Here is a 22,811-nt window from a genome sequence, read left to right as displayed (position 1 = left end):
CTGTTATTTACCGCTGAGCGCGTTGTGGATCATGTCGAGCCAGTTCGGCACGGTCAGATGGAAGGATTCGATCATCTTCATGTCGAAGCCACGGAAGAAACCGCTCAGCACGAACAGCGCCACGATGGCCGCCATCATCACTTTGGTGACGTGGTTCCATCCGCTCTCTTCAACGCCCTTACCAATCAGGATACCCAGCACCAGACCCGGTACGGCGTTACCCATGATCAGCTGCGCCGCGCCGCCAAAAATGGTGGCCCAGAAGCCCGATTTTTTACCCGCATCGATGGCGGCCAGCCAGAAGATCACCGGCATCACGGTGTTGACCAGCAGGTTTGCCGCAGGCACCAGCACCTTCACGGCGGTCACCTGAAGCGCAGCCGGAACAGAAGAGGCGGTGAGGTTAAGGAAGGTGACGACAATCATGCCGATCACGCCGCAGGCAATCGCCATTTTGCGCGGATCGTGCAGCGTTTCGCCGACGTTACGGTTTTTAATCATCAGTGCTGCAGCACCCCAGTTCGGGATGATGCGGTGGTCAACGTCCTGTGTGAATGCACCTGCAGCCACGGAAGAGGCCCAGGCGTTAAAGAAGAAGCCTAACCCGAAGGAGAAGTGAGAAGCCGGATCCCCTTCACAGGAGTTCAGTTCCCCCAACGTACGAAACGCGCCCATACCCTGAGTGGTAGGCGCATGAAACATGCGTGCAGCCCCGGCCCCCACACCGACGCCAACCAGGCCGCCAATGATGAGCGATTTTATTAATATAATTAAGAACATCAGTCTGCCCTTTTATGAATAATCAGCGTTGCGTGACGAAATCCACCTGGTCGAGATTGATGGCAGTCACGTTGACGGTCACATCCAGCTCCACGCTGTAGGTGCGTCTTTCCCGGCGCAGAAAGAAGAACAGAAAAGCTTCTTTACGCACCGCTTCTTGCGCCTGAACGACCTGCACATCCTGTGGCTCAATACGCAGTAAGATATGCGGTGAGGCTTTCATCACCGCGGCCTGAACGTGGTTGAGCGCATCAGCAAAGGCGCGCGCTTTAGCGTCGCCTTTGCCCTTCACTCTCACCGTGGTTGTGAACTGTTCTTTCATGCTTATGCGCCGTGTTTCTTCTGCCACGCCTGAACCAGACGCTCACCCAGCTCTTCTTTATCCATAAAGCCAAAGCCCAGCACATTGCAGCCTTCATTGATGGCGGTGACGCCTTCATCCACTGAACGCATGCCGTATTTGGCTTTGTAGCCATATTTGGTTTGTGCGGTGATGGCACCCGCGCCGCCGCTGCCGCAGAAGGAGATGCCGAAGGTGGCATTTTCCGCTTTCATCACGTCACCGAGCTTCATGTCTGCCGCCACACCCGGCACGACAACCGCACGTCCACCGGCTTTTTCAACGCCTGCCGCCACTTTCTGACCTTTACCCAGGCGATCGCCAATCACGACTGTAATCTGTTCCATGTGTTGCTCCTTAAAGGTTGTCTTTCGCGACTTCGAAGTGAACGGAGAGCAGCCAGGCCTCTTCATCAGGAAGGTTGCCAAACTGCGCGACCACTTCACGGGCAAGCCGCATTGAATCGGGAGAAATTTCGTCGAACAGCTCGGCTTCAACCTCCGGCAGCGGCTCGCCGGTCACGGACCGGTGCGCCATCGCGCGAACGTGGGAGGTGAGCATCTGTTCCTGTACTGCGTTGGGGATGATGTTGTGCCGGGCCAGCAGGGCATACACCTGCGTCAGCATGGTGTTAGCGAGCTGCTCTGTTTGCACCGCCTGATCTCCAACGTCGTTCATTACCGCTCCGTTAATCACTCGTCTTACCCCGTTAATGGCTCTGGAATAAAACTAACGTTGGGGGGGAATTGTTTGTAGCGAGTTGTTTTCCACTTCGAAGTGGAAAGGCGAGCACCGGCAGTGATCTGTGCCACATAAATATGCTGAATATAGATAAATCACTGTATTTACGTGATGAATATCACGCTATCTGACGGCAATTAAGGGGGCGTGGGAGCGAAAAAGATTATGGGCAGGCGTGCAAATATGTGAGGTGGATAAGGTTTTCTTATGCCCGGAAAGCAAACATGCGGGGGCGATTAACCGCCCCCGCACGGGGAAAGCGCGTACCGAGAATTAACGATACTTTTTGTGATAGGTATTACGCGTGGTCACAAACTGGTCGGCTGCCGCCTGGGCTTCCTTCACTTTGCCTTCGTTGGCAAGCTTCAGTGCACCGTCAATCTGACCGACCAGCACGTCAAAGCCGTGGCGGTAGTCTTTCATCTCAGCGCTGTCTGCCGCTTTATTTTCCAGCTTTGGCGGCGTGGATTTCTGTGCGTCCAGTGCCGCTTCACGCATTTTGGTCAATGCGCCTTTCATTTCCGCCGCATTGTCCGTTTTCTGCACCACCTTCAGGTTTTCACTGAGGATGCCCATGTCGTCTTCAAGATCGGCAGCAAACGCAGAAGAACCAAGAACCAGCGTTGACGCTGCGACGATCGCTAACAGGTGTTTACGCATTGCTCACTTCCTTTTTTATTATTAAAACGCCTTTACGGGTATTACTGCCCGGCGATTTTCATCTCCGGTAAGAGGACTGAACCACACTGTATATTGCTACGTGTTTCAATATCGTTACCGACAGTAACAATATTGCGCCACATGTCTTTCAGGTTGCCGGCGATGGTAATTTCGCTTACCGGATACTGAATTTCACCGTTCTCAACCCAGAAGCCCGCCGCGCCGCGCGAGTAATCGCCGGTAATGCCGCTTACGCCCTGGCCCATTAACTCGGTGACGACCAGACCGGTGCCCATCTCTTTAAGCATCTGCTCAAAGCTCAGGCCCTGACCCGCGATTCGCCAGTTGTGAATGCCGCCCGCGTGACCGGTGCTTTTCAGCCCCAGCTTGCGCGCGGAGTAGTTGGTCAGCAGCCACTGCGTCAGAATGCCGTCTTTGATGATATCGCGGCGCTCGGTGCGCACACCTTCGCTGTCGAACGGCGTCGAGGCCAGCCCTTTCAGCAGGTGCGGATGCTCTTCAATGGTCAGCCATTCCGGCAGGATCTGCTTGCCCAGCGAGTCAAGCAGGAACGTTGATTTACGGTAAACGGAGCCCCCAGCAATCGCCCCCACCAGGTGGCCAAACAGGCCGGTCGCCACTTCATTGGCAAAAATGACCGGGGCTTTCATGGTGGAGAGTTTACGTGGCGACAGACGGGACAGCGTGCGCTGCGCGCATTCTGCGCCAACCCACTCAGGAGACTGCAAATCGCCCAGCGCGCGACCGATGGTGTAGGCGTAATCACGCTCCATATCCCCATTCTCTTCAGCGATAACGCAGCTGGAGAGCGAATGGCGCGTTGAGCAGTAGCCCTGCAGCATCCCGTGGCTGTTACCAAACACTTTGATACCGTAGTGGCTGTTAAAACTTCCGCCTTCGGTATTGGTGATGCGTTTATCGGCCTTCAGAGACGCCTGCTCGGCACGGGCAGCCAGTTCGATCGCTTCGTCCGGCGTCACTTCCGCCGGGTGGAAAAGATCGAGATCCGGGGCATCGAATGCCAGCAGCTCTTTGTCGGCAACGCCGGCGTAAGGATCGGGCGAGGTGTAACGCGCAATATCCAGCGCAGCCTGCACCGTACGGGCAATGGCATCCGGGCTGAGATCGGTCGATGACGCGCTGCCTTTGCGATTCTGGTGATAAACCGTGATCCCCAGGGCGCCATCGCTGTTGAATTCTACATTTTCCACTTCGCCGTAGCGGGTGCTGACGCTGATGCCGGTGGTTTTGCTTACCGCCACTTCGGCGCCATCTGATTTACCTGAAGCGAGCGTCAGCGCGGTGGAGACGGCTTCTTCCAGAATCTTACGCTGCGCTTCAACTTGTGAGGTTACTTTCATCGCAAATGCCATACTGTAAGAGAGAGTTAATTGAAGTCTAACAGAGAACCGTTTTTCAGTGCGCGTCTTAACTGGTAACATTAGCCTCTTTTTTTAAGGAGCCTGACATGACTAAGCAGCCCGAAGACTGGCTCGACGACGTTCCCGGTGATGACATCGAAGACGAAGATGATGAGATCATCTGGGTCAGTAAAAGTGAAATTAAACGTGACGCCGAAGAGTTAAAACAGCTTGGCGCGGAAATGGTAGAACTGGGTAAAAACGCGCTGGATAAACTCCCGCTCGACCAGGATCTGCGCGATGCCATTGAACTGGCACAGAAAATCAAGAAAGAAGGCCGTCGCCGTCAGCTTCAGCTTATCGGTAAAATGCTGCGTCAGCGTGACGTTGAACCGATCCGCCAGGCGCTGGACAAACTGAAAAACCGCCACAACCAGCAGGTTGCGCTGTTCCATAAGCTTGAGCAGATCCGCGATCGTCTGATTGAACAAGGTGATGATGCGGTACCGGAAGTACTGAACCTGTGGCCGGATGCCGATCGCCAGCAGCTGCGTTCGTTGATCCGCAATGCCCAGAAAGAGAAAGAGGCGAACAAGCCGCCGAAGTCTGCACGCCTGATTTTCCAGTATCTGCGTGAGCTGTCTGAAAACGAAGAGTAAGCACAGCATCGTTGAGTGCCCTTAACCTCGCCCCTCTCCCTGTGGGCGAGGGAGAAAAAGCCCGGTAAGCGTGAGCGCTACCGGGCTTTTTTTTACTCGGCGACCGCCTGCGCTTTCTTCGCCAGACCGTCCAGCAGCTTCTGATGGATCCCACCAAAACCGCCGTTGCTCATCACCAGAATGTGATCGCCAGGCTGTGCGGCTTTCACCACCATATCCGCCAGCGCATCCACATCCGCACTCCAGTGCGCAGGCTGAATGCAGGCATCGGCCACTTCGGCCACCTGCCACGGAATATGCTGCGGCTGCAGCAGGAAGACTTCATCGGCACGCCCTAAGGATGGCGCAAGATCGTCTTTGCAGATGCCCATTTTCATGGTGTTCGAACGCGGTTCCAGCACGGCCAGAATGCGGGCGGTCCCGCCGACTTTGCCGCGTAAGGCCGCAAGCGTCGCCAGAATGGCGGTCGGGTGATGCGCAAAGTCGTCATACACCGTGACGCCGTGGGCTTCACCGCGCAGCTCCAGACGACGGCGGGCGTTAATGAACGAGCCTAACGCATCCGCCGCATCCGCAGGCTGAACGCCCACATGACGTGCTGCGGCAATCGCCATCAGGCCGTTGTGCATGTTGTGCTCGCCCACCAGGCCCCACTTCACCTCACCCACTTTCTCACCGTCGAGCAGCACTTCCCACTCGGAGGCATCCGCGTTAAGTTTTTTCGCCTGCCAGTGCCCCTGCTCGCCCACCAGCTCCTGCTCGCTCCAGCATCCCATCGCCAGGGTTTGCTTCAGGTTGATGTCGTTTTCCGGCAGGATGATGCGGCCCTGACCCGGAACGATGCGCACCAGATGGTGGAACTGTTTCTGAATCGCTTTCAGGTCGTCAAAAATATCCGCGTGATCGAACTCAAGGTTGTTGAGGATCAGCGTCCGCGGGCAGTAGTGCACAAACTTGGAGCGCTTGTCGAAGAACGCGCAGTCATACTCGTCGGCTTCGATCACGAAGAACGGGCTGTCACCCAGACGCGCAGAAACATCGAAATTACCCGGCACACCCCCGATCACAAAGCCTGGCTTATAACCACAGGCTTCGAGGATCCAGGTCGCCATTCCGGCGGTCGTGGTTTTGCCATGCGTTCCGGCTACGGCAACGACCCAACGGTCGCGCAGCACGAAATCATGCAGCCACTGCGGGCCAGACATGAACGGAATGTTGCGTTCCAGAACCGCCTCAACGCACGGATTACCGCGGGTCATGGCGTTGCCAATGATCACCAGATCCGGCTCAGGATCCAGCTGGCTGGCATCGTATCCCTGAATCAGAGAGATGCCCTGTTTCTCCAGAAGCGTGCTCATCGGCGGATACACATTGGCGTCCGAACCTGTCACTTCATGGCCCAGAGAGCGCGCCAGCATTGCCAGTCCGCCCATGAAAGTGCCACAAATCCCCAATATATGAATGCGCATACGTCACTATCCTTCTTCAATGTGGCGCACATTTTACTCACATGTCTGCGACAGCGAAACGCATTTCAGGTAAATCCGTATATTGCTGGCGCGATTCACCTCTGCGCTAATATTTGAATGTTTGTTAAGATTGTTGGGCTTTAGTCGTTTTAGTGAACATACAATCGCTCTACTCACAAAGATGCAGGGAAAGTGTTATGAAAACGTTAGGTGAATTTATTGTCGAAAAGCAGCACGAGTTTTCTCATGCTACGGGTGAACTCACTGCTTTGCTGTCGGCAATAAAGCTGGGCGCTAAGATCATCCACCGTGATATCAACAAGGCCGGTCTGGTCGATATCCTGGGTGCCAGCGGTGCCGAGAACGTTCAGGGCGAGGTTCAACAGAAACTCGATCTGTTCGCAAATGAAAAACTGAAAGCTGCACTGCGCGCGCGCGACATCGTGGCGGGTATCGCCTCCGAAGAAGAAGATGAAATTGTCGTTTTCGAAGGGTGTGAACACGCTAAATACGTTGTGCTGATGGATCCGCTGGACGGTTCCTCTAACATCGACGTTAACGTTTCTGTCGGTACCATTTTCTCCATCTACCGCCGCGTCACGCCTGTTGGCACGCCGGTGACAGAGGAAGATTTCCTGCAGCCGGGCAGTAACCAGGTGGCAGCCGGTTACGTCGTTTATGGCTCCTCCACCATGCTGGTGTACACCACGGGCTGCGGCGTTCACGCCTTTACTTACGATCCCTCGCTGGGCGTTTTCTGCCTGAGCCAGGAACGTATGCGCTTCCCGGAGAAGGGCAACACCTACTCCATCAACGAAGGCAACTACATCCGATTCCCGAACGGCGTTAAGAAATACATCAAGTTCTGCCAGGAAGAAGATAAAGCCACTCAGCGCCCGTACACGTCCCGCTATATCGGCTCGCTGGTTGCTGACTTCCACCGCAACCTGCTGAAAGGCGGTATCTACCTCTACCCAAGCACGGCAAGCCACCCTGACGGCAAGCTGCGTCTGCTGTATGAATGCAACCCAATGGCGTTCCTGGCCGAACAGGCTGGCGGCAAGGCGAGCGACGGTAAAGAGCGTATTCTGGACATCGTGCCGGAAAGCCTGCACCAGCGTCGTTCGTTCTTTGTCGGCAACACCCATATGGTTGATGACGTTGAACGTTTTATCCGTGAGTATCCGGACGCATAACCCATAACACGGGGAGCCCTTCAGGCTCCCCGCTTCATTTATATATTTTACCGTATAAGTGTTTATAAAAAACACGCTTTAATATTCGGTTTTGCTCCTGCATTATTTCCATAACAGTTTGACAAATATTTCCTGGAGCCTAACCGTCATGAAAAATTATTCCCGTGCTAATACCGGCATTGATTTAAATCTTATCCCTGTTTTTATTGAAGTGGTCCGCTGCGGCAGTATGGCAAAAGCCTCTGTACGTCTGGAGATGTCGCGCCCCGCGGTGAGTCTGGCATTAAAACGCTTTAATCAGCTGTTTGACGAGCCGCTATTTTTCCGCAAAGGGTTATATCTTGAGCCGACTGAAAATGCATTAGCATTAACCCAGTCTCTGGAAATATTAATGGGTGATATTCACGATAATATTGGCGCATTAAATTCAGCGACACATAAAACCCCGACACAGAATGCGCCGGGGCGGGAAAATATTATGCCGCTGTCTGAGCCGTCAGTTTAAATGATGCCATGGCGTCCATCAGCTGACGCGATTGCTCTTCCAGCGAGCGCGTCGCGGCAGAAGATTGCTGGACCAGCGCCGCATTCTGCTGCGCGGTTTCGTCCATCTGATTCACGGCAATATTCACCTGCTCAATGCCGCGACTCTGCTCCTGGGACGCGGTCGCAATCTCGCGCATCAGTTTGGTCATGCGCAGTACTTCTGTTGCGATCTCATCCATCGTTTCGCCAGCCTGCTGCGCCAGCTCGCTGCCTTCGTTTACGTGGGTCTGAGAATCACTGATAAGCGAACGGATCTCTTTTGCTGCGTCAGCGCTGCGGCTGGCGAGGTTTCGCACTTCACCGGCGACAACGGCAAACCCGCGCCCCTGCTCACCCGCGCGCGCCGCTTCCACCGAGGCGTTCAGCGCCAGAATATTGGTCTGGAAGGCAATGCCGTCAATGACGCTCAGAATATCGGCGATGCGTGCCGAACTGCCGGCGATATCACGCATTTTTTCAATGACGTAGCAGACCATTTCGCTGCCGTGATCGGCGGTGTCAGACACGGATTTCGCCAGCTGGTGCGCCTGCTCGGCGTTGTCTGCATTGAGTTTCACCGTGGCGGTGATCTCTTCCATGCTGGCGGCCGTCTGCTCAAGCGATGTCGCGGTGGATTCCGTGCGCTGGGCAAGATCCATGTTCCCCGCCGTCAGCTCGCGGCTGCCGGTATCAATTTGCGAGCTGGCATCACGTACCCGTAAAACCGAGTTCATCAAAGACTGCCGCATCCCCTCAATGGCCGTGTTCAGGCGGTTAAACTCCTGGCTCGCCGGGTCATTCAGCGTATGGGTTAAATCGCCCGCCGCCACGTTCTCCAGCTGAGCAATGGAGGCCGAAAGCGGTTTGAGCAGCATGTGACGCAGTACCAGCCACGCCAGCACAATAATGCCAGCCGTCAGCAGCGCGGCCACCACGATCAGGATCAGTACCCGGTTTTTGCTCGACTGCACGGCCTTCACTTCCGCTTTCCCGCGCGCTTCGCTCCATTTCTGAAAGACCTGCATATCATTATCAAACTGCGCCGCCACCGGGATCAGCGTGTTCTCAAGCAGATCGTAATAGCTGTCTGCGCTCTGATCGTTCAGGGCTTTCAGCATCGGGTCGATCCCCTGCTGGTTATAGGTCGCCAGGCTCGCGGCCACCTTATCCAGCAATTTTTGTCCCTGCTCATCCGCCACCCCGCCGTCGATCACGCCTTTCAGCGTTTTACGGGCCTGGGCAATCTCCTGATTGATGTTTTTCACCGATTTGGCCGCGTCATCCAGCATGCCGATTTCCATCATCCGGACCGCCTGACCCGCTTCATTACGCGCGCGCAGGATCAGGGTATAGCCAGAATTAAGCTGCACCATCTGCTCACCCTGAAGGTGGTTGATGCGCTGGAGTGAAGAAGAACTCTGTGTGAGGGCATAAATGCCAATGCCGCTGACAATCAGCAGCAGAAGGGTCATAACGGCCAGTAAAGAGAGCAAGCCGGTACGAATCGATAGCGTTTTAAGCATGATATTATTTCCGGTAGCGAGATATTTCTGGGCATAAAAAAAGAGTATCGGCCGCTACCGGAAAATGTTTAGACTTTAAGCAAATTCAGCGTGTTATGGCTCTGTTACTGAAGTGTTTACACGGGTAACAGGCGAGCTTTGTCGGTTCTCCCAGAGCACCGTCAGGCCGCGCTGCAGAGCGATAAAAATAAACAACAGAATGCCAATGGCGATCTTGGTCCACCATGAACTGAGCGTGCCGTCAAAGTTGATATAGGTCTGGATCAGTCCCTGGATCGCCACGCCGAACAGCGTCCCCAGCACCGTGCCAACGCCGCCGCTGAGCAACGTGCCGCCAATCACCACCGAGGCGATGGCATCAAGTTCCACCCCGACGCCTGCCAGGGCATAACCCGCCTGGGTATAAATCGAGAAGACGATCCCCGCCAGCGTCGCCAGTCCGGTCGAGAGCATATAGATGCGGATTGTGGTGCTGCGGGTGGAGATCCCCATCAGATTTGCCGAGGTGGCACTGCCGCCAATGGCATAGACCTGATTACCAAACCGGGTACGGTGGGCAAGGAAGATCCCCACCACCACCACGCCCAGCATCAGCAACCCCATTGCGCTCAGACGACCGCCGCCGGGGATTTTCCACGCCAGGCTGGAGAGCGTGTCGTAGACAGGATGGTTAATCGGAATCGATTCTTCCGAGACCAGGTAGCTCACGCCGCGCAGGAAGAACATGCCGGCGAGGGTGATAATAAAAGCCGGAATTTTCAGCGCGTCGATCAAAAGCCCCATAAAGGCGCCAAACGCGCAGCCCATCACCAGCACCAGCGGGAAGGCCAGCAGCGGCGAGATCCCCCAGAAACCGATCGCTTTTGCGAGGAATACGCCCGTGAAAGCGATCACCGACCCAACCGAGAGATCGATCCCACCGGAGAGGATCACAAAGGTCATGCCAACGGCGATAATGCCTAAAAAGGCGTTATCCGTCAGAATGTTGCAAATCACCCGGGTAGAGGCAAAGCCCGGGAATTGCGTCAGGCAGTAGAGATAACCCAGCACAAACACGCCCAGGGTGATCATTAACGGTAAATTACGTTTTATCATGGCCACGGATCCCTTTAATGATGCTGACAAAGCGCGGCGACTGGACGATCAGCACGCAGAGCACGACCACCGCTTTCACCACCTGGTTGAGTTCCGGCTGAAAACCGGAGAGCAGGATCCCGGTATTCATACCCTGAATAATCAGCGCGCCGATCACCGAGAGCAGCAGATTAAACCGCCCGCCCATCAGCGATCCGCCACCGATAACCACCGCCAGGATCGCATCCAGCTCCAGCCATAGCCCGGCGTTGTTGGCATCCGCACCACGGATGTCCGCCGCGACGATCACCCCGGCAATGGCGGCGCAAATGCCGCTCAGCACGTAGGTCAGCATAACCATCAGCCGTGTATTAACCCCGGCGTTTCGCGCCGCACGGATGTTAATCCCGACCGCTTCAATGAACATGCCCAGCGCCGTTTTACGGGTAAAGAGCCAGAACACGACTAATGTGACCAGCGCAATAACGATCGGCGTCGGGAAGAAGAACAGTTTACCGCTGCCAAGCCATGCCAGCCCGGGGGAGTTGAAGGTCACAATCTGACCCGAGGTGATAAGCTGTGCCACACCGCGTCCGGCCACCATCAGGATGAGAGTGGCGACAAACGGCTGAATTTTCAGGACCGCCACCAGAATGCCGTTCCACAGTCCGGCCAGCACCCCGGTACCTAATGCAGCCAGCAGCACCACCGGCAGGCTGTGCCCGGCGACGGTCATGGACGCTGCCGTGGCGCCGGCGATGGCCATCACCGCACCGACGGAGAGGTCAATCCCGCCGGTGGCGATCACCAGCGTCATACCAATGGCCAGAAGCGCCACCGGGGCGGCACGGTTTAAAATGTCTATCGGACTGCCAAACAGCCGGCCATCCTGCACGATAATCTGAAAGAAATGCGGGGCGACCAGGCTATCGATCAGCAGCACCAGCAGCAACGCGATAATTTGCGGCGTGCCGGTAGGCCAGGTGAAGCGGCGCCTGGTTGCACCGGTTTGCGGAAGCGAACGGGGCATCACGATTAACTCCTTACGCCGCGATGGCATTCATGATTGCCGGAACGGACAGTTTATCCAGCGGGATCTCTGCCACCTGCTTACGATCGCGCATGATGATGACGCGATCGGCATACCCCACCAGCTCTTCCAGCTCGGATGAGATAACCAGCAGCGCCAGACCGTCTGCACACAGCGTTTCGATAAGCCGGATAATTTCGGCGTGCGCCCCAACGTCGATACCGCGCGTCGGTTCATCGAGGATCAGGAACTGGGGTTTAGTCAGCAGCCAGCGTGACAGCAATACCTTCTGCTGGTTGCCACCGGAGAGAAATTCAATGGGCTGTTCAGCGCTCGGCGTACGAATACCGAGCTGACGGATAAATCGCTCGGCAATGGCGTTTTGTTCTTTCCGCGGGATGGGGCGTAGCCATCCGCGCTGCGCCTGCAGAGCCAGAATGATATTTTCCCGCACCGAGGCGGCGGCAATTATACCATCGGTTTTCCTGTCTTCCGGGCAGAAGCCCACGCCCAGGCAGGAGGCCTGATGCGGCGATCGCAGGGTCTGCGGTTTACCTTTGATCAGCGCGCTGCCGCTGTCCGCAGGTTTGATCCCGAAGATCACCTCGGCGGTTTCGGTGCGCCCGGAACCCAGCAGGCCCGCCAGCCCGACAATTTCACCGGGCCGCACGTCCAGATTAAAGGGCGAGATCACCCCTTTTTTGCCAAAATCGCTGAAGGCCGCGACCGGTTTATCGCTGAGCAACGTGCGGCCTGCGCGCTGAAGCGCGTTGGTTTCCAGCTCGCGGCCCAGCATCATTTTGACCAGTTCTATCTGCGGCAGCTCTCGGGTTTCGCGGCAGCCGACAAAGCTGCCGTTGCGCAGCACCGTGATGCGATCGCTAACCTCATACACCTGATCGAGGAAGTGGGTGACGAAGATCAGGCTTACCCCCTGATCGCGCAGCTGGCGCATCAGGGTAAAGAGCATTTCAACTTCCTGGGTATCAAGGCTCGCGGTGGGTTCATCGAGGATCAGCACTTTCGCGGAGAGATCGATCGCCCGGCAAATCGCGACAATTTGCTGCATCGCGACGGAAAAACGGTTCAGCGGTTCGCGAACGTCCAGGGAGAAGCCATAGGATTCCATCAGCCTGGTGGCCCGCGCTTCCATCTCTTTGCGTCGCAGCAGGCCGAAGCGTCTTGGCTCACGGCCGATAAACAGGTTATCCGCCACCGACATATTCGGCAGCAGGTTCACTTCCTGGTAAACCGTCCCAATCCCCAGCTGTTGTGCATGGGCGGTGTTTTTTGGCGAAATGGCGTTGCCTTCTAGCCAGATTGTGCCGCGATCGGCATGGTAAACGCCGGTAAGTGCCTTAATCAGCGTCGATTTTCCCGCACCGTTCTCTCCCAGCAGCGCCATAATCTCACCGCGTCGCAGGCTAAAATCAACGTTATCCAGCGCTTTTACACCGGGGAAAAACTTGCTTAAGCCCTCTGTGCGGAGGATTTCCTGGTGTTGTGTGTCGGTCATGTTTCCCCCTCACCCTCGCCCTCTCCCGGTTGGGGAGAGGGAAATGTTCATGCCAGTCTACCCGCCCTTGTATACCCTTTCCCCTCAGGGGAGAGGAGTGGGGTAAGGGGCGAGGGAAAAGGCCTTAGTAGCCCATATTTTTCTTCTTCTCTAACTCTTCTTTCGCGGTGTCAGGCAGGTAGAGCGTCGATTTGGTGATCGTCACTTTTTCAGGCAGGGTGCCGTCTTTCTTGAATTTCTCCAGCGCATCGAATGCCGGGCCAGCCATGTTTGGCGTCAGCTCCACGCTGGCGTTCGCTTCGCCGTCCATCATCGCTTTATAGATATCCGGCACGCCATCGATAGAGCCAGTGAGGATATCTTTGCCCGGCTTCAGCCCCGCTTCTTTGATTGCCTGAATAGCCCCGATCACCATGTCATCGTTGTGGGCGTAAACCATGCAGATGTTCTTGCCGTTGTTTTCAGCCTTGATAAAGCTCTCCATGACCTCTTTACCTTTACTGCGGGTAAAGTCGCCGGACTGAGAACGGATAATCTTAATGTTTGGCGCTTTGGCGATGGCCTCCGCGAAGCCTTTCTTACGATCGATGGCCACGCTCGCCCCGACGGTCCCCTGCAACTCAACGACGTTACACGGCTTGCCATCCACCTGTTTCACCAGCCAGTCACCAATTAATTGGCCCTCGAGAACGTTGTTGGCGGTGACGGTGGTCATATAGAGAGATTTGTCTTTTACATCAATGGAACGATCGAGCAAAACAACCGGGATCTCAGCGTCTTTCGCTTCCTTCAGGACCGGCTCCCAGCCAGTGGCCACGACCGGCGCAATAAAGATGGCATCAACGCCCTGGGCGATAAATGACCGCACGGCTTTGATCTGGTTTTCCTGTTTTTGCTGCGCATCGGCGATTTTCAGGGTGATACCGCGTTTCTGGGCCTCGCTTTTCGCAACGTTGGTTTCTGCCGCTCGCCAGCCGGATTCAGAGCCGACCTGGGAAAAACCTACGGTTAAAGGGGCGGCCATCGCCATAGACGACATGGCTGCCGAAACTGCTGTGACAAGAAGTAAGCGCTTCCACATATGAACGTCCTCGTAGGGGTGTTTATTGTTGGTTAAAAGATGTTCTGCGAAATGACTATAGCCAATGAAATATGTAACGAATTGCGTTACATCACACTTCAGAAAAGTGAATAAAACGTTAATCACAAGTTTGTAATCGCTTTCATTTCACCATTAAAAAAGCGGCTGAGTTTATGGATTTTCCTGTCATGGAATCGGTCTGAAAAGTGGGGAGAACGTGGAGAGAAGACGAAAACAGGCGGAGACTTTCAGCGCCAGTTGGCTATAATACCTGCCACTTGTTTACCATCCATTTTAAAGGACACAGACATGAGCTTACTCAACGTCCCTGCGGGTAAAGAACTGCCAGAAGACATCTACGTAGTTATCGAAATCCCGGCTAACGCAGATCCTATCAAATACGAAGTGGACAAAGAGAGCGGTGCACTGTTTGTAGACCGTTTCATGTCTACCGCCATGTTCTACCCATGCAACTACGGTTACATCAACCACACCCTGTCTCTGGACGGTGACCCGGTTGACGTACTGGTTCCAACGCCATACCCACTGCAGCCAGGCGCAGTCATTCGCTGCCGTCCTGTTGGCGTGCTGAAAATGACCGACGAATCTGGTGAAGATGCGAAACTGGTTGCTGTTCCGCACACCAAACTGAGCAAAGAGTACGATCACATCAAAGATGTGAACGACCTGCCAGAACTGCTGAAAGCGCAGATCACTCACTTCTTCGAGCACTACAAAGACCTCGAAAAAGGCAAGTGGGTTAAAGTTGACGGCTGGGAAAACGCAGAAGCAGCGAAAGCGGAAATCATCTCCTCTTTCGAACGCGCTGCGAAGAAGTAATTCTTACCGCTGAATAATAAGGCCCCGCGAGTCGGGGCTTTTTTGTGCCTTGCGTCTGCGGTTAAATTCACGATTGCCTGACACCGTAGGAGTGCATCTCCTACTGTTTCATCTGACGCCACATCAATTCACTTTTCCTGAAGTGCAGCTGAATCCATCATCCGGACCTGGTTCACCAGGATGATGCCCCGAATATCCCGTTCCTCACACAACAGTGGCACGCTAAATCCGGCATCGCGGGCAAAGTTTCCCCCCCACGCGTCCTGTTCACTCATGTCAGGTGTTGACAGATCTTACTGAAATAACAACTCGTCGAGTGAATATTGTTTTGTCACCGGAGTGATCACTAACTGATTATTGGTTTCACATGTCGACACCTCCGCAGTTATACAAACGATAACAACGTAGGTACAGAGGTTGTTGTACTCTTTCAGGCAGGTATGCGCCAGCATGGAGGGAAACGATGATAGAAACAGGAAGCATGTTCGAAGGAAAAAGTAATTCAGTATCAATTTCACATGTGATTGTTAACCTATTCACAAAATGCAGACAGGCAGAGCAGCGGACGTGCCGTATAAATCATCACTGGGAGACACGAGATCGTTAAGAATATTCTTATTTTTTATTAATACCGATCATTACAATACAGAGAAACCTATCATATATGGTGGGAGCCAGTTGAATGGTTTAACCATTAATAACATACTGCTATGATAAACATATGCCATCACACGCCACAGGTTCACTATGTCATCGATTAACATTGATGTTGCCCGCCCAACTGGAATTTACTTCATCATTGAAAGGCTCTATGCACGTGATGGCCTTATGCCTTCCTTTGGTGAAATAAGCCCTTCTTTGACTCAAGTCCATCGCACAGTCATTCAGTTGAAACGAAAGCAAGATATGTTTATGGATGGTGTTAAGATTGCCCCCAAAGATATAACCTTATGGCAACAGATTAAATATATTACAGGTTCAAAAGTTACGACTAAAGATACAGATTCATTAGTTTATACAACGGAATTCATCGGTTCCCTTATTGCTACAACACCTTTAGGGAACATTGAGCATAAAGATATCCCTCGTTTCCTCACTACAGAATCTATCCACTCCCTCCCGCAGGCGGTCAATTATGGACGGGATCCTATCCCGCAGGTTCTACTGTATGGACGGCAAGATATTGTCTTCTTTATGGACAACGGTGGTAAAGGAACGCCAACGGCTATTGCCAAATATAATCAAAATACTCGCGACCTTGCCATAATTAAAGATCAGTTAGAAGCCAGCAAAACGATGAAAGCGCTTCTGGCTAGCGGGGCAAAATTATGAGAAAGAAACATCATATCTCTGGTATACTCGTATTAGCAATCGCAGCTTTTATCTTTGGCAGAGCAACGCATTTTGAATATTTGTCATGGTTTTATGGCAGCCATGACCTGATATTTACTAATATAAATTCAATTGTATTATCTAATTTTATTAATGGCCTGTATTTTTCCCTATCCGTTTTAATTGTTTATGCTTTACTCGCTGTATTAAAAAAATTGCCGAAGAATATAATCATTTCGTGTCTACTTCAGTTCTTTATTAATACAGGTTTGTATACCCTTTTTGTTGCAGTGCATAGAGGGTATAGTAAATGGTATACCTTGAGCTCAGGTGCAACTAACATCACCCATAGCTATTTTTTAATCGAGTTGCTGGCCAGCACACTCCTGACCGTCGCGATCGTGAGCGTTTTACATGCTAAGTTTCTTTCTTCAAAGCATAAAGATGGGCTACATAAAGGCGTTTGACTGTTACGGTAAAGACAGCAAATGGCAGTATCTCTGCATCATGACATTCCAGCTCGCCTGGTTTTTGTTTTATTTATGGATCCCCTACCGTAGCGATTATGCCATTTTGCTGTTTTTACTGTTTTTTATTCCCGTCATTTCAAGCAATACGCGGTGCATCAACTACTACGGCTTTTCACGCGCCCTGTGTCTGATATGGCTGGTTGCTCCGTACATCATGCTTTTTGTTCCGCTGTTTTTGACCCGACGCCGAAGCACAGAAGAGAGCTAAGCCCATAAAAAACAACGCCACCTGACGGTGGCGTTGTTTTTTTCAGTACTGGTCTCTGTCTAACCAGTTACCGCTTACAATCCGCTTTAACCCCTCGACCGGACGCTGGTAGACGTACATCCACGCACTTCCATACGGCGTCTGGATCAACTGGCGAGCGTATTCACCGCCCCTGGTGCGCAAGGCATCAAGTTCGGCAAGTGTAGCATTATCAATACGATAAACTTCACCCTGTACTGTTCCTTCCCCAGGAACCGCGCCTGGATAGTGGCCCAGGCTATACAACTGGTAGTTCTCGATATTGTAATTCCCCAGCAGCAGGGCATTGGTCATCCAGTGACTGTTGCCTTGCTTGGTTCGTAAACTGCCGTAGACAAATATTCGCATTGCTAAAACTCAAACTGATAGAGCAGATCAAGTGCCTGGTCTACGCCGGACACTGCTTCCAGATATAGCTTAGGCATAAGGCGATAGCGTAACGTGAGTGTTGCCAGTGAGTCAAAGATCCCCACGCCATATTTTACCTGCAGACCCGGCAGTACATAGCCACTGACCACCACTTGCGAGGAGTCACCCACGCCCTGGGTGTCCAGTGCCAGATTGCTTACGCCGAACGTCTCGCCGATTTTACCCACAACCTGCCCACTTTGTGCAACCCCCAGACCCACTAACATCGAGGTCATCGCCGCACTGTCGCTCTGGCCGCTCTCCAGTCCTTGCCCACGCAGCAGGTAAGACAGGGCTTCCTGTTGGGACATTGCCGGGTCGGAGAAGATCTCCGCCTTCGGTTCATCAGCAGAGCCGGTAACGCGAACACCCGCAATAACGTCGTTTTCGGTGGCTTCCGGGTTACGAATCGCTTCGATATTGAGCAGTGGCTGATCCGGCGGGCCGGAGAACAGAAGCTCACCTTTACGCACAATCAGATCCTGACCATAGGCATGGAAGCGCCCTTCAGGAATATTGATCTGGCCGTTCAGACCCAGACCCTGCTTGTCCTGCGCGACTTTCAGATCCCCCGTCAGTCTCGCCTTCAGCCCAAACGCATCCAGACGCACGTTATTGCCGACGTGAACGGTGAGGTTACTGTTGATCGGAATACCGGCGCTCTTCTGCTCAACGGGTTTGAGATTTTCATTGAGCATGACTTCGTCACTGGAGACGCCCACCGCGCTCTCAGGCACCTCGTGCACCACGATGCGTGCCCACGGTACGTCCACGTTGCCGTCCAGCGTGAAGAGGCTTGGGGTGGCTTCAAAGACAATATCCGGGGATACGTCCAGACGTACCATCGGCGGTACGGTGATCCGCACCTTGCTGCCTTTGGCCGCAACACGGGCCCGCCAGTTATCAAGCTGGCTCCAGTCGGCGTCGCCGCTGAGGTTGATTTGCCCCTGCTGGGTACGCACCACCCCGGCGAGGGTCGAGCTCATGCCGTTGAAGTTCATCGCAATCTGGCTTGGCTGCATATCAAACGGCATAAAGTTGCCGTCGATATCCACGCCGTTAAGCTGCATCTGCCCAAACAGCTGCGGGCTTTGCGCATTGCCCGCCAGACGCAGGTTCGCGCTGAGCATCCCCTCCGCTTTTTCTCCACGTGAGAAAATCGGGTTGGCCATCGCCAGGTTGAAGTTGCGGATATTAACGTTACCGGCGAGATTACGGCGTCCTTGCGGATCGGTAATCTGCACCTGCCCGTCAAACTGACCGTTGTTGGTCAGACGGATAAGCCACCCCAGCTCCGCGCGGTTGTTATGCAGATCGGCACTCAGGTTGAGGGTATCAAACGCCACAGGCAGCGGTGCGTCGTTTACCTCCTGTATCACCTTCACGTTACGACCGGAGAGCGTCACGCTACCCTGCGGCAGCCCCTCTTTGGTTGTGTCCCACGCGACATCGGCTTTCCCGCTAAAGACGCCGCTGGCCTGAGTTGTCTCCGGCATAAACGGTTTTAGCATCGCCAGGTCGAAGCGATTAAGGTTGAGCTGCGCACGCCCTTCCGCCCCCGCATCAATGGTCTGCGGCACGCACAGTTCCGCATTCGGGTTGGTCCAGCAGTGTGGTCCGATACTGATCTTTTGTTCGGCGTTGCGGTAGTCCAGCGCGATAGAGCGGGACAGCGCCAGCGGCCCTACCGGGGTGTTGAAGCGGGTATTGTCCAGTGTCCCTTTCCAGCGCGCCTGTTTGCGATCAAAGCTTCCGGTCAGATGAAGCTGACCGGATACCGGCTCGCCCTGCACCTTAAGCTGGAGATCGTGCTGTTTTTCGTTACCTTTGGCATCCAGAGTGACCAGATTAATGTTCACGTCGGGCTGAGAAATGCGCTCCACGCGCAGGTTCAGGTTACCGCCAATCTGATCGGTGGATTTCACATCCCCTTCGACGCGAACCCGCGCAACGGTCAGCGCCTGCCAGCGCAGGTTGCTGGCGGTGATATCGGCCAGCAGCTGCGGAGCCTCTACCGTGCCGCGCACCTTCACTAACCCTTTCGCCGTGCCGCCCAACCCTGGCAGGGCGTTATCCAGATTTGGTGCATCAATGGTGGCATCCAGATTAAGATCTTTCACCCCCAGCTCGCCTTTGATATCCGCCGTGTTACGGCCCAGCGCCACGTGCAGACCCGGGATCACCCACTGCAGATAGCTGTTGCCCTTCAGCGAGCCTTCAACGTTGACCTTATTCTGCTTCACGTTACCGGTAAGCTTGATTTCCGGCACGTCCATCTGCCACGTACCGCCATACAGGCTGCCGCGGGTTTTGATCAGGCCGTCCAGTTTTGATGGCCAGTCCGGTACCTCTTTGGCCGTGTTGATCCCCGTCAGCTTCAGCTCGCCACGCCAGCTGATCGCCTGCTGCCAGTCGAGCAGCGCGGTGAGTTCCGTTTTGCCTTCCAGCGCCGCAACGGTCAGTTTGTCGAGATTCACCTGCTGTTCGTTGCCTTTAGCATCCAGCGTAATCGTCGCTGGCGGAACACCTTGCCCCTTCACCGCCGTGCGGAACGACAGGGTGTAATCCGTCATTTTGCCGCTCAGCTTCAGCTTCAGGTCATCGGCCTGGAACTGTTTTTCGCCGGTGAACGGCCAGTAGAGCTGCTTACTGACAACCTCAAGGTTGAGCGGCAGCCCCGCTTCCGCCAGCTGTGTTTGCGCGCGCAGATCCATATCCACCGGGCCGGAGAGGTTAACGCCGACATCCAGTTTATCGCGCAGCGCCCCGCCCACGTTGACCTTCACTTTTTCGCCTTTCAGCGGGTCGATGTTGAGCGAACTGTTCAGGGTGATATCCACCGGCCAGTTGTCGCGCAGCAGGGCATTCCCTGACGCGTTAACCGAGCCCTGGTTGGTGTCGATATCCAGCGCGTCGAGTTTCATGTTGCCGTCGATGCTGCTGACTTTAAGCAGCATGTTGAAGACCGTCAGATCGGTATCGCCGGTGAGACGCAGCTGCTCGCCTTTAAACTCTTCGATATTCAGGTTCAGCGGCAGATGAACGTCCGTCATCTCCGGCAGCACAGGTTTAGAGAAGAGATCTTTCAGCGTTTCGCCCAGCGGTTTCTCTTCCGGCTGCGGGTTCTGGATCTTCGGTTCGACAATTTCTTCCTGCGCCACGTCCGCCACTTTCGGCAGCGCAATCAGCAGCCCCTGAAGGGAGGTTGGCGTCAGGGTGAGGTTTTTCTCCTGCCAGCGCAGGCCGGAGGTGAAATCCATGACGGAGACGGTGGTGTCGTCGATTTTGACATTGACGTTATCCAGCGCCACCCGATAGAGGGCAATCGGATACGGTGTGGAGAGATTCAGCGGGCCGCTATCCTCTTCCTCAACGGGTGCCGATTTCGGCATTTTCTTCGAATCTATCGCCACGTTCACGTCTTTCAGCGACAGATCGTTAACGCACAGCTTGCTGTCCCGCAGGCAGCCCAGCTTCACCGCGAGGTGAAATTCCCCCGCGTTTACCGCCACGCCAGGCTGCTCGTAGCGGATGTTTTTCAGACGCAGATCGCGCCAGCCGCCTGTCACCTGGCCAATTTCCAGCCCGGGAACCCAGCGGTTAGCCGCGTTAAACAGCAGATGCAGGCCAGACGTCGTTCCGACCAGAAACGCCACCGTACCGAGCAGCAGTACGATAAAAATCAGCACCCCGAGGCTTATCTTCTTCCATAAACTCATAATTCAGGCCCCAGACCGATGTAAAACTGTAAACCGTGTTCTTCTTTATCACCCACCGGCACGGCGAAATCGAGCTTGATTGGCCCGACGGGAGACTGCCAGCGTACGCCCACGCCCGCGCCGGTTTTAAAGTCGCTGCGGCGGATATCGCTTACCGCTTCGCCGCCGTCGACAAACATCGCGCCCCACCATTTTCCGCTGACGTTGTACTGGTACTCCAGCGAGCCGGTAGCCAGCTTGGAGGCACCAATCAGCTTGCCGTCATCATCTTTCGGCGCGATGGATTTGTATTTGTAACCGCGAATACTGCGGTCGCCACCGGCGAAGAAGCGCAGATCCGGCGGAACTTTGTCGAAGTCGCCGGTTTCAATCCAGCCGAGGTTGCCGCGCATCACGAAGCGGTGTTTGTCATACAGCGTGCGGATCCAGACGTTTTGCGCCTGAATCACCGAGAAATCCACATCGGAACCCCACATGGTGTTGGAGTAATCGATGGAGTAACGCTGGGAATCGCCCCAGGTTGGCATCAGGCCGCCACGCGAGCGGGTACGGCTGATCATCACTCCCGGGTAGAGCAGCATGGTGGTGTTGGTGACGTTGGCCTGGGTAAAATGGTCCAGACTCCAGCGCAGGTTAATGGCGCGCTGCCAGCCGCTGGAGAGGTCCCAGTATCGCGATACCGCAAGCGTGGTGGAATCTGCCTCGGTATCGTTCAGGTCGGTACGCTTAAAACCGCCCTGAACAAGGTAATACTGTTCAAGCGGGTTTTTCAGCAGCGGCATTTTGTAGCTGAAATCGAGCTGCTGTTCCGGCGCCGAGATACTGGCGCTGGTGGTCAGGCTGTGACCGTATGAGTTCATCCACGGCTTTTTCCACGTGGCTTTCACGCGCGGACCGACGTCGGTCGAATAACCAACACCGGTCTCAATGGTGTTCTCGGTGCGCGGCGAAACAACGCCATGCAGCGGCAACACCTTGGTTTTGCGCGATTTATCAAACTCTGGCGCGACAACCACCGAGTTAAACCACCCGGTGGCGGAGAGTCGGCGGTTCAGCTCCGCCAGATCACGCGACTGGTAGTAATCGCCCTTTTTGAAAGGCACGAGGTTTTGCAGATACTCTTCACGAATTTGTGAGCCTTCGAAGGTCACATCGCCGAAACGATAACGTTCGCCGCTGTCATAATCGATATCCCAGAAGGCCTGGTGCCTGTCGAGCGCAATGCCCAGCTGGCTTTTGTCGAACTGGCTGTCAAAGTACCCCTTACGCAGGGAAACGCTCGTCAGCTCTTTTTTGAAATGATCGTAGTCACCGTGGTTCAGCACGGTACCGTTTTTCGGCCGCGTGCTGAGCAGATCCAGGTAGTCCCGGTCCGTACGCGCGCCGCCGCGCAGAATGACGTTAGTGCCGCCGATCAACACCGGCTCACCCGGTGAAACGCGGGCAATAAGCACCTGTCGCCCCTTCTTTGGCGGCGGACGGAGATCGAAATCAATGGTGGGTTCGTAATAACCCAGCGCTTTCAGCCCTTCGCGGATCGCATCATCCACGCGCGCGCGAAAACGCCGGTCCGGCGTCACTTCGTCGCTCTCGATGGTCGACAGCTGCGCACGCACGTTTTTTTCCAGCGCCCCGGATAACCCCTCAACCTGCAAACGGACATTCGCCGCGCTGGCAACCCCGCTTGTCAGCAATAAACTGACCAAACATAACTGGCGGATTTTTGTCACGTTTTCTCCTGAATATCCCTTTTTCCACC

General features: G+C 54.6%; 22 protein-coding genes. 7 read left to right on the top strand and 15 right to left on the bottom strand.

The features are described from left to right. Positions 1 to 3 precede the first annotated feature (3 nt). The 6 genes from QLG09_RS17745 to pmbA form a co-directional block, all read right to left on the bottom strand. On the bottom strand, positions 4 to 780 hold the full coding sequence (locus tag QLG09_RS17745; RefSeq protein WP_014168378.1) for a DUF4311 domain-containing protein: 777 nt from the start codon (positions 778 to 780) through the stop codon (positions 4 to 6). A 22-nt stretch (positions 781 to 802) separates the two neighbouring features. Beyond that, positions 803 to 1,102, bottom strand: coding sequence for a DUF4312 family protein (locus tag QLG09_RS17740; protein ID WP_006810338.1), 300 nt, complete (start codon positions 1,100 to 1,102; stop codon positions 803 to 805). Positions 1,103 to 1,104: 2 nt separating this feature from the next. Next, positions 1,105 to 1,467 carry an SFCGS family glycine-rich protein gene (locus QLG09_RS17735; RefSeq protein ID WP_003830384.1) on the bottom strand — a complete coding sequence of 121 codons (363 nt, stop codon included), beginning with the start codon at positions 1,465 to 1,467 and terminating at the stop codon, positions 1,105 to 1,107. A gap of 10 nt (positions 1,468 to 1,477) precedes the next feature. After that, positions 1,478 to 1,816, bottom strand: a complete 339-nt coding sequence (locus tag QLG09_RS17730; protein WP_182268149.1) for a glycine dehydrogenase — start codon at positions 1,814 to 1,816, stop codon at positions 1,478 to 1,480. Between the two features lie 318 nt (positions 1,817 to 2,134). Next, complete coding sequence (cybC, locus tag QLG09_RS17725; RefSeq protein WP_014168375.1) at positions 2,135 to 2,521, bottom strand: cytochrome b562; 387 nt, start codon at positions 2,519 to 2,521, stop codon at positions 2,135 to 2,137. A 41-nt stretch (positions 2,522 to 2,562) separates the two neighbouring features. Next, entirely contained in the window at positions 2,563 to 3,915 is a 1,353-nt protein-coding gene (gene pmbA / locus QLG09_RS17720) for a metalloprotease PmbA (protein ID WP_020882904.1), read from the bottom strand. A 95-nt stretch (positions 3,916 to 4,010) separates the two neighbouring features. On the opposite strand from pmbA, the gene yjgA reads away from it, so the two are divergent. Next, positions 4,011 to 4,562: a ribosome biogenesis factor YjgA gene (gene yjgA, locus QLG09_RS17715; RefSeq protein WP_014168373.1), complete on the top strand. Its 552-nt coding sequence runs from the start codon at positions 4,011 to 4,013 to the stop codon at positions 4,560 to 4,562. A 92-nt stretch (positions 4,563 to 4,654) separates the two neighbouring features. Here the strand turns inward: yjgA and mpl are convergent, their stop codons facing one another. After that, complete coding sequence (gene mpl / locus QLG09_RS17710) at positions 4,655 to 6,031, bottom strand: UDP-N-acetylmuramate:L-alanyl-gamma-D-glutamyl-meso-diaminopimelate ligase (protein WP_025205787.1); 1,377 nt, start codon at positions 6,029 to 6,031, stop codon at positions 4,655 to 4,657. 197 nt (positions 6,032 to 6,228) lie between these two features. On the opposite strand from mpl, the gene fbp reads away from it, so the two are divergent. Next, positions 6,229 to 7,227 carry a class 1 fructose-bisphosphatase gene (fbp, locus tag QLG09_RS17705; protein ID WP_020882906.1) on the top strand — a complete coding sequence of 333 codons (999 nt, stop codon included), beginning with the start codon at positions 6,229 to 6,231 and terminating at the stop codon, positions 7,225 to 7,227. A gap of 148 nt (positions 7,228 to 7,375) precedes the next feature. Beyond that, positions 7,376 to 7,732: a LysR family transcriptional regulator gene (locus QLG09_RS17700; RefSeq protein WP_025205788.1), complete on the top strand. Its 357-nt coding sequence runs from the start codon at positions 7,376 to 7,378 to the stop codon at positions 7,730 to 7,732. Here the strand turns inward: QLG09_RS17700 and QLG09_RS17695 are convergent. From QLG09_RS17695 to ytfQ, 5 genes are all read right to left on the bottom strand, one after another. After that, positions 7,704 to 9,275 (bottom strand): methyl-accepting chemotaxis protein, encoded by a 1,572-nt coding sequence (locus QLG09_RS17695; RefSeq protein WP_049023700.1) that lies wholly within the window; start codon positions 9,273 to 9,275, stop codon positions 7,704 to 7,706. The two genes, QLG09_RS17700 and QLG09_RS17695, sit on opposite strands and share 29 nt — an antisense overlap. A 93-nt stretch (positions 9,276 to 9,368) precedes the next feature. Beyond that, the gene (yjfF, locus tag QLG09_RS17690) at positions 9,369 to 10,370 is read right to left on the bottom strand and encodes a galactofuranose ABC transporter, permease protein YjfF (protein ID WP_020882909.1); all 1,002 of its coding nucleotides are present in this window, start codon (positions 10,368 to 10,370) and stop codon (positions 9,369 to 9,371) included. Further along, positions 10,357 to 11,382: a galactofuranose ABC transporter, ATP-binding protein YtfT gene (gene ytfT, locus QLG09_RS17685; RefSeq protein ID WP_025205793.1), complete on the bottom strand. Its 1,026-nt coding sequence runs from the start codon at positions 11,380 to 11,382 to the stop codon at positions 10,357 to 10,359. Before ytfT ends, yjfF begins: the two co-directional genes overlap by 14 nt. A gap of 10 nt (positions 11,383 to 11,392) precedes the next feature. Beyond that, complete coding sequence (gene ytfR / locus QLG09_RS17680) at positions 11,393 to 12,895, bottom strand: galactofuranose ABC transporter, ATP-binding protein YtfR (protein ID WP_020882911.1); 1,503 nt, start codon at positions 12,893 to 12,895, stop codon at positions 11,393 to 11,395. A gap of 124 nt (positions 12,896 to 13,019) precedes the next feature. Continuing rightward, entirely contained in the window at positions 13,020 to 13,976 is a 957-nt protein-coding gene (ytfQ, locus tag QLG09_RS17675) for a galactofuranose ABC transporter substrate-binding protein YtfQ (protein WP_020882912.1), read from the bottom strand. Between the two features lie 309 nt (positions 13,977 to 14,285). Between ytfQ and ppa the strand changes: the two genes are divergently transcribed. From ppa to QLG09_RS17655, 4 genes are all read left to right on the top strand, one after another. Then, entirely contained in the window at positions 14,286 to 14,816 is a 531-nt protein-coding gene (gene ppa, locus QLG09_RS17670; protein ID WP_020882913.1) for an inorganic diphosphatase, read from the top strand. 747 nt (positions 14,817 to 15,563) lie between these two features. Beyond that, positions 15,564 to 16,148 carry a hypothetical protein gene (locus QLG09_RS17665; RefSeq protein WP_020882914.1) on the top strand — a complete coding sequence of 195 codons (585 nt, stop codon included), beginning with the start codon at positions 15,564 to 15,566 and terminating at the stop codon, positions 16,146 to 16,148. Continuing rightward, positions 16,145 to 16,615: a hypothetical protein gene (locus QLG09_RS17660; RefSeq protein WP_282489215.1), complete on the top strand. Its 471-nt coding sequence runs from the start codon at positions 16,145 to 16,147 to the stop codon at positions 16,613 to 16,615. The genes QLG09_RS17665 and QLG09_RS17660 overlap by 4 nt, the downstream gene beginning before the upstream one ends. Next, entirely contained in the window at positions 16,593 to 16,886 is a 294-nt protein-coding gene (locus tag QLG09_RS17655) for a hypothetical protein (protein WP_032669643.1), read from the top strand. Before QLG09_RS17660 ends, QLG09_RS17655 begins: the two co-directional genes overlap by 23 nt. Positions 16,887 to 16,928: 42 nt before the next feature. On the opposite strand, the gene QLG09_RS17650 is transcribed toward QLG09_RS17655, so the two are convergent. From QLG09_RS17650 to tamA, 3 genes are read right to left on the bottom strand one after another with little or no spacing between them, the layout of a single operon-like run. After that, positions 16,929 to 17,273, bottom strand: coding sequence for a gamma-glutamylcyclotransferase (locus tag QLG09_RS17650; RefSeq protein ID WP_014168360.1), 345 nt, complete (start codon positions 17,271 to 17,273; stop codon positions 16,929 to 16,931). 2 nt (positions 17,274 to 17,275) lie between these two features. Further along, entirely contained in the window at positions 17,276 to 21,052 is a 3,777-nt protein-coding gene (gene tamB, locus QLG09_RS17645; RefSeq protein WP_282489213.1) for an autotransporter assembly complex protein TamB, read from the bottom strand. Beyond that, the gene (gene tamA / locus QLG09_RS17640; protein ID WP_020882918.1) at positions 21,049 to 22,782 is read right to left on the bottom strand and encodes an autotransporter assembly complex protein TamA; all 1,734 of its coding nucleotides are present in this window, start codon (positions 22,780 to 22,782) and stop codon (positions 21,049 to 21,051) included. Before tamA ends, tamB begins: the two co-directional genes overlap by 4 nt. Positions 22,783 to 22,811: the final 29 nt, after the last annotated feature.

The organism is Enterobacter sp. V89_11, assembly GCF_029967775.1.
Classification (GTDB): Bacteria; Pseudomonadota; Gammaproteobacteria; order Enterobacterales; family Enterobacteriaceae; genus Enterobacter; species Enterobacter ludwigii.
Note: the sequence above shows the minus strand (reverse complement) of the source record. Positions and strands in the feature narration are given on the sequence as shown.

Excerpts from the sequence above, each read along its gene's own strand:
- QLG09_RS17745 (WP_014168378.1), bottom strand. The coding sequence starts at position 780 with ATGTTCTTAATTATATTAATAAAATCGCTCATCATTGGCGGCCTGGTT.
- QLG09_RS17740 (WP_006810338.1), bottom strand. The coding sequence starts at position 1,102 with ATGAAAGAACAGTTCACAACCACGGTGAGAGTGAAGGGCAAAGGCGAC.
- QLG09_RS17735 (WP_003830384.1), bottom strand. The coding sequence starts at position 1,467 with ATGGAACAGATTACAGTCGTGATTGGCGATCGCCTGGGTAAAGGTCAG.
- cybC (WP_014168375.1), bottom strand. The coding sequence starts at position 2,521 with ATGCGTAAACACCTGTTAGCGATCGTCGCAGCGTCAACGCTGGTTCTT.
- pmbA (WP_020882904.1), bottom strand. The coding sequence starts at position 3,915 with ATGGCATTTGCGATGAAAGTAACCTCACAAGTTGAAGCGCAGCGTAAG.
- yjgA (WP_014168373.1), top strand. The coding sequence starts at position 4,011 with ATGACTAAGCAGCCCGAAGACTGGCTCGACGACGTTCCCGGTGATGAC.
- mpl (WP_025205787.1), bottom strand. The coding sequence starts at position 6,031 with ATGCGCATTCATATATTGGGGATTTGTGGCACTTTCATGGGCGGACTG.
- fbp (WP_020882906.1), top strand. The coding sequence starts at position 6,229 with ATGAAAACGTTAGGTGAATTTATTGTCGAAAAGCAGCACGAGTTTTCT.
- QLG09_RS17700 (WP_025205788.1), top strand. The coding sequence starts at position 7,376 with ATGAAAAATTATTCCCGTGCTAATACCGGCATTGATTTAAATCTTATC.
- QLG09_RS17695 (WP_049023700.1), bottom strand. The coding sequence starts at position 9,275 with ATGCTTAAAACGCTATCGATTCGTACCGGCTTGCTCTCTTTACTGGCC.
- yjfF (WP_020882909.1), bottom strand. The coding sequence starts at position 10,370 with ATGATAAAACGTAATTTACCGTTAATGATCACCCTGGGCGTGTTTGTG.
- ytfR (WP_020882911.1), bottom strand. The coding sequence starts at position 12,895 with ATGACCGACACACAACACCAGGAAATCCTCCGCACAGAGGGCTTAAGC.
- ytfQ (WP_020882912.1), bottom strand. The coding sequence starts at position 13,976 with ATGTGGAAGCGCTTACTTCTTGTCACAGCAGTTTCGGCAGCCATGTCG.
- ppa (WP_020882913.1), top strand. The coding sequence starts at position 14,286 with ATGAGCTTACTCAACGTCCCTGCGGGTAAAGAACTGCCAGAAGACATC.
- QLG09_RS17665 (WP_020882914.1), top strand. The coding sequence starts at position 15,564 with ATGTCATCGATTAACATTGATGTTGCCCGCCCAACTGGAATTTACTTC.
- QLG09_RS17660 (WP_282489215.1), top strand. The coding sequence starts at position 16,145 with ATGAGAAAGAAACATCATATCTCTGGTATACTCGTATTAGCAATCGCA.
- QLG09_RS17655 (WP_032669643.1), top strand. The coding sequence starts at position 16,593 with ATGGGCTACATAAAGGCGTTTGACTGTTACGGTAAAGACAGCAAATGG.
- QLG09_RS17650 (WP_014168360.1), bottom strand. The coding sequence starts at position 17,273 with ATGCGAATATTTGTCTACGGCAGTTTACGAACCAAGCAAGGCAACAGT.
- tamB (WP_282489213.1), bottom strand. The coding sequence starts at position 21,052 with ATGAGTTTATGGAAGAAGATAAGCCTCGGGGTGCTGATTTTTATCGTA.